This window comes from Nonomuraea rosea (assembly GCF_039539705.1).
GTDB classification, from domain to species: domain Bacteria; phylum Actinomycetota; class Actinomycetes; order Streptosporangiales; family Streptosporangiaceae; genus Nonomuraea; species Nonomuraea rosea.
Genome location: NZ_BAABDQ010000017.1, coordinates 69,723 through 82,695, shown reverse-complemented (window position 1 = coordinate 82,695; position 12,973 = coordinate 69,723). Strand labels below are relative to the sequence as shown.

General features: G+C 71.2%; 9 protein-coding genes. 4 read left to right on the top strand and 5 right to left on the bottom strand.

Annotated elements, in window-relative coordinates:
* Positions 1 to 678 carry a phosphotransferase gene (locus tag ABEA43_RS33685; protein WP_345568244.1) on the top strand — a complete coding sequence of 226 codons (678 nt, stop codon included), beginning with the start codon at positions 1 to 3 and terminating at the stop codon, positions 676 to 678.
* Positions 679 to 726: 48 nt separating this feature from the next.
* On the opposite strand, the gene ABEA43_RS33680 is transcribed toward ABEA43_RS33685, so the two are convergent.
* The 5 genes from ABEA43_RS33680 to ABEA43_RS33660 are packed head-to-tail and all read right to left on the bottom strand — an operon-like array spanning position 727 to position 7,725.
* The gene (locus ABEA43_RS33680; protein ID WP_345568242.1) at positions 727 to 1,347 is read right to left on the bottom strand and encodes a phosphotransferase; all 621 of its coding nucleotides are present in this window, start codon (positions 1,345 to 1,347) and stop codon (positions 727 to 729) included.
* Between the two features lie 48 nt (positions 1,348 to 1,395).
* Positions 1,396 to 2,076 carry a respiratory nitrate reductase subunit gamma gene (narI, locus tag ABEA43_RS33675; protein WP_345568240.1) on the bottom strand — a complete coding sequence of 227 codons (681 nt, stop codon included), beginning with the start codon at positions 2,074 to 2,076 and terminating at the stop codon, positions 1,396 to 1,398.
* Positions 2,073 to 2,633, bottom strand: a complete 561-nt coding sequence (narJ, locus tag ABEA43_RS33670; RefSeq protein ID WP_345568238.1) for a nitrate reductase molybdenum cofactor assembly chaperone — start codon at positions 2,631 to 2,633, stop codon at positions 2,073 to 2,075. The genes narI and narJ overlap by 4 nt, the downstream gene beginning before the upstream one ends.
* A complete protein-coding gene (narH, locus tag ABEA43_RS33665; RefSeq protein WP_345568236.1) occupies positions 2,630 to 4,231 on the bottom strand; it encodes a nitrate reductase subunit beta in 1,602 nt (533 codons plus the stop codon). Before narH ends, narJ begins: the two co-directional genes overlap by 4 nt.
* Complete coding sequence (locus tag ABEA43_RS33660) at positions 4,231 to 7,725, bottom strand: nitrate reductase subunit alpha (protein ID WP_345568234.1); 3,495 nt, start codon at positions 7,723 to 7,725, stop codon at positions 4,231 to 4,233. Before ABEA43_RS33660 ends, narH begins: the two co-directional genes overlap by 1 nt.
* A 46-nt stretch (positions 7,726 to 7,771) precedes the next feature.
* Here ABEA43_RS33660 and ABEA43_RS33655 point away from each other — a divergent pair, with 46 nt between their 5' ends.
* The 3 genes from ABEA43_RS33655 to ABEA43_RS33645 all read left to right on the top strand — a co-directional run bounded on the left by ABEA43_RS33655 (position 7,772) and on the right by ABEA43_RS33645 (position 12,453).
* Entirely contained in the window at positions 7,772 to 8,938 is a 1,167-nt protein-coding gene (locus tag ABEA43_RS33655; RefSeq protein WP_345568232.1) for an MFS transporter, read from the top strand.
* 65 nt (positions 8,939 to 9,003) lie between these two features.
* Positions 9,004 to 10,692 carry an ABC transporter ATP-binding protein gene (locus ABEA43_RS33650; RefSeq protein ID WP_345568230.1) on the top strand — a complete coding sequence of 563 codons (1,689 nt, stop codon included), beginning with the start codon at positions 9,004 to 9,006 and terminating at the stop codon, positions 10,690 to 10,692.
* Positions 10,693 to 10,695: 3 nt separating this feature from the next.
* Complete coding sequence (locus tag ABEA43_RS33645) at positions 10,696 to 12,453, top strand: ABC transporter ATP-binding protein (RefSeq protein WP_345568228.1); 1,758 nt, start codon at positions 10,696 to 10,698, stop codon at positions 12,451 to 12,453.
* The last annotated feature ends 520 nt before the right edge of the window (positions 12,454 to 12,973 follow it).

Below are 12,973 nucleotides of genomic sequence, written 5' to 3'. Positions count from 1 at the left end.
ATGGAGATCGGCGAGCTGCTCGGGTCGGGGCGTAGCGCCGACGTGTACGCGATCGGCGGCGGGCGGGTCCTGCGCCGCTACCGCGTCGCCATGGACGCCCGCAGGGAGGCGGCGGTCATGGCGTACGTGGCGGGCCACGGATACCCCGTGCCCGAGGTCTACCTCGGCGAGAGCACGGCCACCGACCTGGTGATGTCCCGGCTGCACGGGCCGACGCTGCTGCGCGCGCTGATCGACGGGGAGACCTCGCCGGAGGAGGCGGGCGACGTCCTCGCGCGGCTGCTCCGCCGCCTGCACGAGATCCCGGCCAAGGACTCGGCCGATCCCGCCGACCGGGTGCTGCACCTCGACCTGCATCCGGACAACGTGCTGAGCACGCCGGACGGGCCGGTCGTGATCGACTGGTGCAACACCCGCGAAGGCCCTCCGGGGCTGGACTGCGGCATGTCGGCGGTGATCCTGGCGCAGGTCGCGGCCGACGCCGACAGCGGGTTCGCGCCGGAGGCGCTGGCGGTGCTGCGGGCGCTGCTCGCCGGGCTGGGCGCGGCGATGGACTTCGGCGCCGGGCTCGACCAGGCCAGGGCCAGGCGCGGCGCCGATCGCGCGCTCTCCGCGCGGGAGATCGCGCTGCTCGGCGACGCGGTGACGCTGATCAGGAGCCTGCGCCCGCAGAAGTGAGCGGGACAGCCGTAGGCGGTGAGCGGGACGGCCGTGAGGCGTGAGCGATCACTCGGTCCAGGCGGCCGTGGTGGCGAGGCGGTCGTGCCAGGACCGCTCGCCGCCCCCGCCGGGCTCCCAGCGGGCGCAGAAGTCGATCAGGCTCTTGCAGCGCGCCACCATCGCCGCCTGGCGCTCAGGCCACGGGGGCACCTCGGCGCCATAGGCGGCGAAGAAGTGCGGCAGCAGCGGCACGTGCTCGGGATGGTGGCTGCGGACGATCCACTCGCACCAGGCGAGGTCCTCGATCGGGCGGCCCGGATGGGCCCACTCCCAGTCGAGGATCGCGGTCGTCTCGAACGTGGCCGGATGGAACAGCATGTTCTGGGGCCCGAAGTCGCCGTGGACGATGCCGAGCCGGTGGATGCGCGCCAGGATGCGGCCGCACTCGGTGAGCACCTCCACGGCGCGGCCATCGTCCAGCAGATCCTGGCCGTGGGAGCCGGAGACGAAGCGGGTGGTCAGGCTCGTCGAGGTGACCTGGTGAACGCGGGGGACCGGGAGCCGGCCGCGCAGGCGGCGCAGATATCTGCTCTCCGTGCTCAGTCTGAACGCCGCCTCAGGGCCCTCGTAACATTTGACCACCAGGGCGCCGTCGCCGACCGTGCTGTTGGTGTACCCGTGCTTCACAAGGGTCGATTCTGGCGCACTCTGCCCCCTCCCGGGCACCTCGGCACGCTATCGAGACCGGCTCCGATACACGATGTAAGGACGGAACAAATAGCCCAACGGGGCGGAAAGCGCGTGCACCAGGCGGCTGAACGGGAAGAGTACGAACAGCGCCATCCCGATCAGTGTGTGCACCTTGTAAAGACTGCTCGCGTGGCTCATCGCCTCGGCGTCCGGCCGCAGCACGAAGATGCCCCGGAACCAGGGCGCGACCGTGGTCCGATAGCTCACCTCGCTGGGCACGAATCCCGCGATCGTGGTCAGCACGCCGGCCAGGATGGCCGCCGCCAGCACCACGTACATCGTCTTGTCGTTGGTGGTGGTGGCCAGGAACACGGGCCCGTTGGTGCGGCGGCGGTAGATCAGCAGCCCCAGCGCCACGAGGGTGGCCAGGCCGGCCAGGCCGCCCCAGACGAGCGCGTTCGTGTGGTAGGCGTCGTTGGACACGCCGATCGCGTCGGTCCAGCGCACCGGGATGAGCAGCCCGGTCACGTGGCCGACGATCACGAACAGCAGCGAATAGTGGAACAACGGGCTGGCCACGCGCAGCAGCGGGCTCTCGTAGAGCTGGGACGAGCGGGTGGTCCAGCCGAACTTGTCGTACCTGTAGCGCCAGATCAGCCCGCCCACCAGGATCACCAGCGTGACGTAGGGCGTGATCACCCAGAGCAGGCTCTCTGCCCAGGTCACAGATAACCTCCCACGGTCTCGGCGGGCGGCCCCCCTGCGGCCAGGCGCAGCATCGCGCCGCGCTGGGCGGCGGTCAGCGGCGGCAGGGCCGCGCACACCGTGCCGATCACGAGCGCGTACGGCGATTCGCGCTCGGTCAGGGCGGCCAGCAGCAGCTCCAGCCCCGCCCGATGCGCTTCGAGCAGCGCGGGACCCGACGGGTCGAGCGCGGCGAACTCCAGCAGCACCGGCAGGAAGTCGGGCAGCTCGTCCTCCATCAGCTCCCACCCCGCCGCGCGGAAGTGCGCCTTCAGCGCGGCCAGCGACTGACCGCGGCGGCGGGTGTCGCCGTCGGTGTAGTAGGTCAGGTAGAGGCAGCAGCGCCGCTGCAGGTCGAACGTGTCGACGTAGTGGGCGGCCAGCTCGCCGGGCCCGAGCGCGGCGGCCCGGGCGAGGAACGCGCCGAAGTGCGGCTCCGCGGCCTCCTCGATGAGCGGCAGGCGGCGCCAGAAGCGTTCGTCGGGGTAGGCGAGCAGGTGCGCGGCGGCCTGCCAGATCACGGCGCTGCCGGTGGTCATGTCTGTCCCTTCTTGGGCGGGAACAGGCCCGCGGGGGTGCCTCGGCCGTCCCAGTTGAGCAGGTTCACCCGGTCGCGGGTGACCTCGTCGCTGGTCTGGCGCTGCTTCAGGCCGTGGAAGCTCTCGATCGAGACCGGGACGGTACGGCCGGACGCCTCGCCGAACGGGCCCTGCATGCCGGGGCCGCCGTCGTAGTCGAGGCTGCAGCCGGCCTCCTCCACGACGCCGGGCGGATTGCCGTAGGCCGTCGGGATCACGTAGCGCTCCTCGTACTTCGCCACGGCCAGCAGCCGATAGAGCGCGTGCACGTCGTCCTCGGTCAGCCCCGCGTCCGCCAGGACCGGCGGCTCCCCCAGGTTGACCGAGCGCATGTACGAGCGCATCGCGGCCAGGCGGCGCAGCGCGGCCGTCACCGGCGCCGGGTCGCCCGCGGTGAACAGCTCCGCCAGGTACCCGACGGGGATGCGCAGCGACTCGATCGCGGCGAACAGGTTGCCCGCGTCCTCGCCGTCGTGCCCGCTGGTGGACAGGGCGTCCACGACGGGGGAGAGCGGCGGGACGTACCAGACCATGGGCAGCGTCCGGTACTCCGGGTGCAGCGGGAGCGCTATCCGATATTTCTTGATCAACTGGTACACGGGAGACCGGCGCGCGGCCTCCACCCAGTCGGCGGGCAGCCCGGCCGCCTCCACAACCGGGTCCTCGGGGTCGATGAAGAGGTCGAGCTGGGCCTCGTACAGGTCGCGCTCGTCGGCGGCCGAGGCCGCCTCCGTCACGCGGTCGGCGTCGTACAGCAGGACGCCGATATACCGCAGCCGGCCGACGCAGGTCTCCGAGCAGACGGTGGGCAGGCCCACCTCCACCCGGGGATAGCAGAACGTGCACTTCTCCGCTTTGCCGGTCTTGTGGTTGAAATACACCTTCTTGTACGGGCACCCCGTCACGCACATCCGCCAGCCGCGGCAGCGGTCCTGGTCGACGAGCACGATGCCGTCCTCGGCCCGCTTGTACATGGCCCCGGACGGGCAGGAGGCCACGCACGACGGGTTCAGGCAGTGCTCGCAGATGCGCGGCAGGTAGAACATGAACGCCTGCTCGAAGTCCAGTTTGACCTGGTCGGACACCTTGGCCAGCACGGGGTCGGGCGTGGGGTCGCCGCCGAGGTTGTCGTCCCAGTTGGCGCTCCAGCGGATCGTCATCGGCTCGTTGCTGATCAGCGACCTGGGCGGCGCGACGGGGACGTCATCGGAGAGCGGGGCGTTGGTGAGGTGCTCGTAGTCGTAGGTCCAGGGCTCGTAGTAGTCCTGGATCGAGGGCATCAGCGGGTTGGCGAAGATGGTGAACAGCTTGCGGAGCCGGCCGCCCGCCCGGGGCTTCAGCTTGCCCCCGCGGGTCAGCGTCCAGCCGCCGCGCCAGCGCTCCTGGTCCTCGTAGCGCCTCGGGTAGCCCTGGCCTGGGCGGGTCTCGACGTTGTTGAACCAGACGTACTCGACGCCGGGCCGGTTCGTCCAGGTCTGCTTGCAGGTGACCGAGCACGTGTGGCAGCCGATGCACTTGTCCAGGTTCATCACCATGGCGATCTGGGCCATGATTCGCATCAGTAGTCCACCTCCTGGGATCTGCGGCGGATGGTGGTGATCTCGTCGCGCTGGTTGCCCGTGGGCCCGAAGTAGTTGAAGCCGTACGAGAGCTGGGCGTGCCCGCCGATCATGTGCGTGGGTTTGATGAACACCCTGGTCAGCGCGTTGTGGATGCCGCCTCTCCGGCCGGTCGCCGCCGACTTGGGCACGTCGATCAGGCGGTCCTGGGCGTGGTGCATGTAGACCGTGCCCTGCGGCATGCGGTAGGAGACGACGGCCCTGGCCACGACCACGCCGTTGCGGTTGACCGCCTCGATCCAGTCGTTGTCCGCCACGCCGATCCTGGCGGCGTCCTCCGTGGACATCCAGATCGTCGGGCCGCCCCTCGACAGCGACAGCATGAGCAGGTTGTCCTGGTACTCGGAGTGGATCGACCACTTGCTGTGCGGGGTCAGGTAGCGCAGGGTGCCGCTCTCGCCGTACAGCGCGGCCAGGTCCAGCGGGGGGCGGTAGATCGGGAGCGCCTCGCCGTACTCGTGCATCCAGTCGTGGTCGAGGAAGAAGTGCATGCGCCCGGTGAGCGTGTGCCAGGGTTTGCCGTTCTCGACGTTGACCGTGAAGGGGGAGTAACGGCGGTTGTACGCCTCCTTGCCCGACCACTCGGGGCTGGCCCCGACCTGGACGGGCCTGGCCCGGGTGTCGGAGAAGACGATGCGGTGGCCCTCGTGCGCCAGCCCGTCGAAGCTCATGCCCGTGCGCTGGGCGAGCTGCCTGAAGCCCTGCACCGCCAGCCGGCCGTTGCTCACGCCCGACAGGGCCAGGATCGCCTCGCAGGCCTTGGCGTCGGTGTCCAGCTCGGGCCGGCCCTTGGCCACGCCGCGCGGCACCAGGCCGCAGCTCTGGCCCAGCCAGGCGACCTCCTCGTCCGGCATGAACGTGATGCCCTTGACCGGCAGGCCGAGCTGCTCGGTGAGCGGTCCCAGCGCCGCCAGCTTCTCGGCCACCGCGCCGAAGTCGCGCTCGACCACCTTGAGCCCGAGCTGCCCGCCCGGCCCGGCGATCTCGGTCGGCGTGTCGTGCTGGGACGCGACCGCGACCACGTCCTTGCGCACGCCCAGGTGCTCCCTGGCCAGGCGGCTGAAGGCGCGGGCGATGGCGTGGAAGGCGGCGAAGTCGGTCTTCGTCTCCCAGGGCGGGGAGATCGCCGGGTTGAACGCGTGCACGAACGGGTGCATGTCCGTGGACGACAGATCGTACTTCTCGTACCAGGTGGCGGCCGGCAGGACGATGTCGGAGAAGACCGTCGAGGAGGTCATCCTGAAGTCGAGCGTCAGCAGCAGGTCCAGCTTGCCCTTCGGCGCCTGCTCGTCCGGGTGCTCCAGGTTCGACGTGGCGCCGAGCAGGTGGTGCAGGAAATACTCGTTGCCCTTGGCGGAGGAGCCGAACAGGTTCGACCGCCACAGGGTCAGCACGCGGGGCCAGTTGCGGGGGTCGTCGGGGTTCTCGGCGGCGTGCCGCAGCCGGCCGGCCGCGAGCTCCGCGCGGGTGTAGGCGATCGGGTCGTCGGCGTCGCCGAGGTCCAGGGGGTTCCGGTCGAAGGCGGGGGACATCGGCATCCAGCCGTTCCTGACCGCCTCCGTCACCAGGTCGGCGGTGTGCTTGCCGCGGAACGCCCCCGGCGCGAGCGGCGAGGTCAGCTCGCTCGCGTCGAAGCGGTCGTAGCGCCACTGGTCGGTGTGCAGATACCAGTACGGCGTCCCCGGCGCCTGCCGCGGCGGCCTCGACCAGTCCAGCGCGCCCGCCAGCACCGCCCACCCGGTCTGCGGGCGGCACTTCTCCTGGCCGACGTAGTGCGCCCAGCCGCCGCCGTTGCGCCCCTGGCAGCCGGTCAGCATGAGGAGGGTCAGGAACGCGCGGTAGATCGTGTCGCCGTGGAACCACTGCGTGGTGCCCGCCCCGAGGATGAGCATGCAGCGGCCCTCGGTGGCCTCGGCCGTCTTCGCGAACTCCCTGACGATCTTCACGGCCCTGCGCGCGGGCACGCCCGTGATCGGCTCCTGCCAGGCCGGCGTGTACGGCTCCGCCGCGTCGTCGTAGCCGGCCGGCCAGACCCCGGGCAGCCCCGCCCGTCCCACTCCGTACTGGGCCAGCAGCAGGTCGAACACCGTCGTGACCAGGTGCCCGGCCACGCGCCTGACGGGGACGCCCCTGCGTACCGAATGGCCGTCGTCGAAGCGGGGCAGCAGCACCTCGGCCGTCTCGCCGCCGTACAGGGTGAGTGCGGGGTCGGTGTCGAGGCTCAGGTTCCAGCGGCCCTTGCCCGAATCGGTCCAGCGGAAGCCGACCGAGCCGTTCGGCACCACCGGCTCGCCCTCCGGCGACATGAGGACGGTCTTCCACTCGGCCGCCTCCTCCTGCGAGCCGAGGTCCTTCGCGGTGAGGAACCTGCCGGGCACGTACGCGTCCTCGTGCTCGGTCAGCCGGACCAGGAAGGGCAGGTCGGTGAAGCGTTTGACGTAGTCGGTGAAGTAGGGCGTCTCGCGCTCGACGAAGAACTCCTTCAGCAGCACGTGCCCCATGGCCATGGCCAGCGCGCCGTCCGTGCCCGGCCGCACGCTCAGGAACTCATCGGCGAACTTGGCCGCGTCGTTGTAGTCGGGCGAGATCACCACGACCTTCTGGCCGCGGTAGCGGGCCTCGGCCATCCAGTGGGCGTCGGGGGTGCGGGTGACGGGGACGTTCGAGCCCCACAGCATCAGGTACGCGGCGTCCCACCAGTCGGCGGACTCCGGCACGTCGGTCTGGTCGCCGAACACCTGGGGGGAGGCCACCGGGAGGTCGGCGTACCAGTCGTAGAAGGAGAGCATGGTGCCGCCGATCAGCGACACGAACCTGGCCCCGACGGCGTGGGAGACCATCGACATGGCCGGGATGGGGGAGAACCCGGCGATCCGGTCGGGGCCGTACGTCCTGATGGTGTGGACGTGGGCGGCGGCGATCATCTCGGTGGCCAGGTCCCAGGGGATGCGGACGAGGCCGCCACGGCCGCGGGCGCTCTGGTATTTTTCCCGCTTTTCCGGATTTGTCGTGATCTCTGCCCAGGCGGCCACCGGGTCGGCCAGCCGCTCCTTCGCCTCCGCGTACATCTCGACCAGGACGCCCCTGGCGTACGGGTAGCGGATCCGGGTCGGCGAGTAGGTGTACCAGGAGAAGGCGGCGCCGCGCGGGCAGCCGCGCGGCTCGTATTCGGGGCGGTCGGGGCCGACGCTCGGGTAGTCGGTCTCCTGCGACTCCCACGTGATGATGCCGTCCTTGACGAACACCTTCCACGAGCACGAACCCGTGCAGTTCACGCCGTGCGTGGAGCGGACCACCTTGTCGTGGCTCCACCGGTCGCGGTAGAAGGCGTCCCCTTCGGTGCCGCCCGTCAGGTAGACGGTACGCAGGTCGTCGCTGGTGACCGATCTGCGCAGGAACCGGCCGGTCTTCAGCAGGGCTTCCTCGGCGCTCATGCCCCCCACTTCATCACAGAAAGTGACTCTCTGTTACACAGGGTGTATGGGTGAGCTTCGTAAAGGTCAGGTGCGAAACCTGGGCCTGGCCACGGCCGCGTTCGCGGTGACGTTCTGGGCGTGGAACCTGATCGGGCCCCTGTCGGGCAGCTACAGCCGGCAGCTCACGCTGTCGCCGACGCAGACGTCGCTGCTGGTCGCGATCCCCGTGCTGGTCGGGTCGCTGGGGCGGATCCCGGTGGGCATGCTGACCGACCGGCTCGGCGGGCGGCGGATGTTCGCGATCATCTGCTTCGTGTCGATCGTGCCCGTCCTGTTCGTCGGCTGGTCGAACTCCTACGGCTGGCTGCTGTTCTGGGGGTTCCTGCTGGGCATTCCCGGGACGTCGTTCGCGGTCGGCATCCCGTTCGTGAACGCCTGGTACGAGGCCCCGCGCAGAGGGTTCGCGACCGGCGTGTTCGGGGCCGGGATGGGCGGCACGGCGCTGTCGTCCTTCTTCACGCCGCGCCTGGTGGAGGACTTCGGGCGGCCGTCGGCGCACCTGCTGATAGCGGCCGTGCTGGCGTTGATGGGCGTGATCATGCTGGGCGGCAGCCGGAACTCGCCGGCCTGGACGCCCTCGACCGCCTCGGCGCTGCCCAGGATCAAGGAGGTCATGAAGATCAAGGCCACCTGGCAGTGCGCCTTCCTGTACGCGGTGACCTTCGGCGGGTTCGTCGCCTTCTCCACCTACCTGCCGACGCTGCTGCAGAACGTCTACCACTTCGCCCAGACCGACGCCGGGCTGCGCACGGCCGGGTTCTCCATCGCGGCCGTGCTGTCCAGGCCGCTCGGCGGCACGCTCTCCGACCGGGTCGGGCCGGTCAAAGTGCTGCTCGTCTCGCTCGGCGGCACCGCGCTGATGGCGCTCGTGCTGGCGCTCAAGCCGCCGGCCGAGGTGCCCGCCGGCGTCGGCTTCGTGCTCATGGCGTTCTTCCTGGGGCTCGGGACGGGCGGCGTGTTCGCGCTGGTGGCCAAGCTCGTCGAGGCGTCCAGGGTCGGGACGGTGACCGGGCTCGTCGGTGCGGCGGGCGGGCTGGGCGGGTATTTCCCGCCGCTCGTGATGGGCGCCGTCTACACCGCCGCGGGGGCGTACACGATCGGGTATGTGCTGCTCGCGGCGACCGCGCTGGTCGCGCTGGCATACACGCTGCGGGCCTTCAGGTCCGTGTAGCCGGCCTTCGGCCTGGCGAAAATGGTTTGCCGGGCCGGGGGAGACCTTGTCAATGTTGTCAGGCTATGCGCTCCCTTCCTGAGGCCGATCCTGGCGTGCCCGACATCCGCAGCCCGCTGCGCTTCCTCTGGTGGAACGCGCGGCGGCAGACGCGATCCCTGCTGGCCGGCATCGGCTACGCGACCTTGTGGTGGCTGGTGCAGGCGTTGATGCCGGCCGTGCTCGGGAAGGGCATCGAGGCCGTCACCGCCAAGGACACCCGCGGGCTGCTGCTCTGGGCGTCGATCCTGTTCGGGCTCGGGCTGCTGCAGGCGTTCACCGGGGTCATGCGGCACCGGATGGCCGTCTTCAACTGGCTGGCCGCCGCCTACCGCACCGTCCAGCTGACCACCAGGCAGGCCACCAGGCTGGGCGCCACGCTGCCGAAGCGGCTCTCGACCGGCGAGGTCGTCAGCGTCGGAAACTCCGACATCGCCCACATCGGCAGCTCCATGGACATCCTGCTGCGCGCCACCGGCTCGATCGTGGCCATCGTCACCGTCACCGTGATCCTCATCTCGACCTCGCTGCCGCTGGGGCTGCTCGTCCTGTTCGGCGTGCCGCTCATGGCCGTCGCCGTCGGGCCGCTGCTGCGGCCCCTGCACCGGCGGCAGCGCGCGCAGCGCGAGCTGACCGGCGAGCTGTCCACCAGGGCCGCCGACATCGTGGCCGGGCTGCGCGTGCTGCGCGGCATCGGCGGCGAGCAGGTGTTCGCCGAGCGCTACCGCGAGGAGTCGCAGCGCGCGCGCAAGGCCGGGGTGCGGGTCGCCGGGGTCGAGTCGGTGCTCGAAGGCGCCCAGATCCTGCTGCCCGGCCTGCTCATCGCGATCGTCACGGGCATCGGCGCCTCCTTCGTCGTGGCCGGCGACATCCCCACGGGCCAGCTCGTCGCCTTCTACCTGTACGCGGTGTTCCTGATCGGCCCCATGCGCACGCTCACCGAGGCCGCCGACAAGATCACCAAGGGGCACGTGGCGGCCGGGCGCGTGATCCGGATCCTGTCCATCGAGCCCGAGGTGACCGGCGGCGTCGCGAGCAGCGCGGGCGGCGTGCTGCGCGACTCCTACAGCGGCGTCACCGTGCAACCCGGCTCGCTCACCGCCGTCGCCGCGAACGAGCCCGAGGACGCCATCGCCATCGCCGACCGGCTCGGCCGCTACACCGCCGGCGACGTCACCTTCGGCGCCACCGAGCTCGCCTCCCTGCCCATGCCCGAGATCCGCTCCCGGATCCTGGTCGCCGACAACGGCGCCCGGCTGTTCACCGGCCGGCTGCGCGACGAGCTGGACGTCCGTGGCGGCGCCTCCGACCTCCAGGTGAGCCAGGCCCTGGACGCGGCCTGCGCCACCGACATCGTGGAGGCCCTGCCCGACGGGCTCGACGCGCAGGTGGCCGAGTCGGGGCGGGAGTTCTCCGGCGGGCAGCAGCAGCGGCTGCGCCTGGTCAGAGCGCTGCTGACCGACCCGGAGGTGCTCATCCTGGTCGAGCCGACCAGCGCGGTCGACGCCCACAGCGAGGCCCGCATCGCCGAGCGGCTGGCCAAGGCCCGGGCCGGCAAGACCACGCTGATCTGCACGACCAGCCCGCTGGTGCTCGACCGTACCGACCACGTGATCTACGTCGAGGGCGGGCGGGTGCTCGCCGAGGGCGCACACCGGGAGCTGCTCGACAGCTCCCCCGAATACGCCGCGACCGTGACCCGTGGGGAGGACTGACTCATGACCCGCGAGATCCTGCCGGTCGCCGATCAGAAACAGGTGCGTGCCTACGCCCGGCGGCTGACGCTGAAATATCCGCGCCGGCTCGCCACCACCCTCGCCCTGCACGGGCTGGCCGCCGTCGCGGGCCTGCTCGTGCCGTGGCAGCTCGGCGGGCTGGTGGAGGACCTCCAGTACGGCGTCGAGGTCAACGTCGCCGTCGTCGCGGCCGCCATCGGCCTCTTCCTGCTCCTGCAGGGCCTCCTCGTGCGCTACGCCGTGCTGGCCTCCGCCAGGCTCGGCGAGAAGGTGCTGGCCGAGCTGCGCGAGGAGTTCGTGGACCGCGTGCTCGGGCTGCCGCTGTCCACCGTCGAACGAGCCGGGTCCGGCGACCTGATCACCAGGACGTCCCGTGACGTGGACTCGCTCTCGCGCACCGTCCGGCACGCGGTGCCGGAGACGCTGATCGCCCTCGTCACCTTCGTGATCACCATCGGCGCGCTGCTACTGGTCAGCCCGCTGCTCATGCTGCCGATGCTGATCGCCGGCCCCCTGATCGCGATCTCGACTCGCTGGTACCTGAAGCGGGCGCGCGACGGCTATCTCCGCGAGAACGCCGCCTACGCCGACATGACCGAGGGCCTGGCCGAGACCGTCGAGGGCGCCAGGGCCGTGGAGGCGCTCAGGCTGGAGGCGCGCCGCCGGTCGCGTACCGACGACGACATCGGACGGTCCTTCGCGGCCGAGCGCTACACCCTGGGGTTGCGCGTCCGCTGGTATCCCGCCGTCGAGCTGGGCTATGTCATCCCCGTGGTGAGCGCGCTGCTGTTCGGCGGCCTGTTCTACACCAACGGCTGGGTCACGCTGGCCCAGGTGGCCACCGCGACGCTCTACGCGCAGCAGCTCATCGACCCGCTGGACAGGTTCCTGATGTGGATCGACGAGCTGCAGGTGGGCGGGGCGGCCATGGCGCGGCTGCTCGGCGTGGCCAACGTGCCCGACGACCGGGAGGCCGCCGCCGCGCGTCCCGACGGGGAGCTGCTGGAGGCGGCGGAGGTCCGGTACGCGTACCGCGAGGGGCGGGACGTGCTGCACGGCGTCTCCCTGACCGTGCAGCCCGGCGAACGGCTGGCCATGGTGGGTCCCTCGGGGGCCGGCAAGTCCACGCTGGGGCGGTTGCTGGCCGGGATCCACGGGCCGCGCACCGGCTCGGTGAGCGTGGGCGGGGTGCCGCTCGTGGACCTGCCGCTGGACGAGCTCCGGGGGCACGTCGCGCTGGTCACCCAGGAGCACCACGTGTTCAAGGGGACCGTACGCGAGAACCTGCTCATCGCCCGGCCCGACGCCGACGACCCGGCCGTGCTGAAGGCACTCGGGGCGGTGGACGCGCTGGAGTGGGTGCGGGCGCTGCCGTCCGGGCTGGAGACCGAAGTGGGCTCCGGCGGGCTCGCCGTCTCGCCCGCGCAGGCGCAGCAGCTCGCGCTGGCGCGGCTGGTGCTCGCCGACCCGCACACCCTGGTGCTGGACGAGGCCACCTCGCTCATCGACCCCCGCGCCGCCAGGCACCTGGAACGGTCGCTGGCGGCTGTGCTTGATGGGCGGACGGTGATCGCGATCGCGCATCGGCTGTACACGGCGCACGATGCCGATCGGGTGGCTGTGGTGGAGGACGGGCGGATCAGTGAGCTGGGGTCGCATGAGGAGCTGGTGGCTGCGGGGGGCTCTTACGCGGCTCTGTGGGCCAGCTGGCACGGCACCCCCACCCCCACCCGCTCCTGACGTCCGCCCCTGGCCCTGAGCCTGCCACCTGGCCCTGGGACCGTCACCTGGTCCTGGGACCGCCACCCGGCCCTGAGGCCGCCACCTGGTCCCGGGACCGCCACCCGGCCCTGAGCCCGCTACCCGGCCCTGAGGCCGTCACCTGGTCCCGGGACCGTCACCTGGTCCTGGGCCTTCACCCGATCCTGAGGCCGTCACCTGGTCCTGGGGACCTTCACCCGATCCCGAGACCGTCACCGATCGGATCTCAGCACGGCCAGCCTCACCCGCCGGATCCGACGGGGCGGTGAGGGGGAGCGGCGGATCCATGGCCCGGCGCGGCCACCGGTCGGACCCTTGCAGCGCCGACCGACTCACCTGTCATGAGCGAGTGCGCAAGGACCGGAGGGTCGGCCAAGCTACGGGACGCCAGGCCAACGCCAGGCCAACGCCAGGCCAACGCCAGGCCAACGCCAGGCCATGGGACGCCAGGCCATGGGACGCCAGGCCATGGGACGCCAGGCCATGGGACGTCAGGCCA

Bases quoted from the DNA above. Each gene is read 5' to 3' on its own strand.
- narJ (WP_345568238.1), bottom strand. From the start codon at position 2,633: ATGACCACCGGCAGCGCCGTGATCTGGCAGGCCGCCGCGCACCTGCTC.
- ABEA43_RS33660 (WP_345568234.1), bottom strand. From the start codon at position 7,725: ATGAGCGCCGAGGAAGCCCTGCTGAAGACCGGCCGGTTCCTGCGCAGA.
- ABEA43_RS33655 (WP_345568232.1), top strand. From the start codon at position 7,772: ATGGGTGAGCTTCGTAAAGGTCAGGTGCGAAACCTGGGCCTGGCCACG.
- ABEA43_RS33685 (WP_345568244.1), top strand. From the start codon at position 1: ATGGAGATCGGCGAGCTGCTCGGGTCGGGGCGTAGCGCCGACGTGTAC.
- narH (WP_345568236.1), bottom strand. From the start codon at position 4,231: ATGCGAATCATGGCCCAGATCGCCATGGTGATGAACCTGGACAAGTGC.
- ABEA43_RS33650 (WP_345568230.1), top strand. From the start codon at position 9,004: ATGCGCTCCCTTCCTGAGGCCGATCCTGGCGTGCCCGACATCCGCAGC.
- ABEA43_RS33645 (WP_345568228.1), top strand. From the start codon at position 10,696: ATGACCCGCGAGATCCTGCCGGTCGCCGATCAGAAACAGGTGCGTGCC.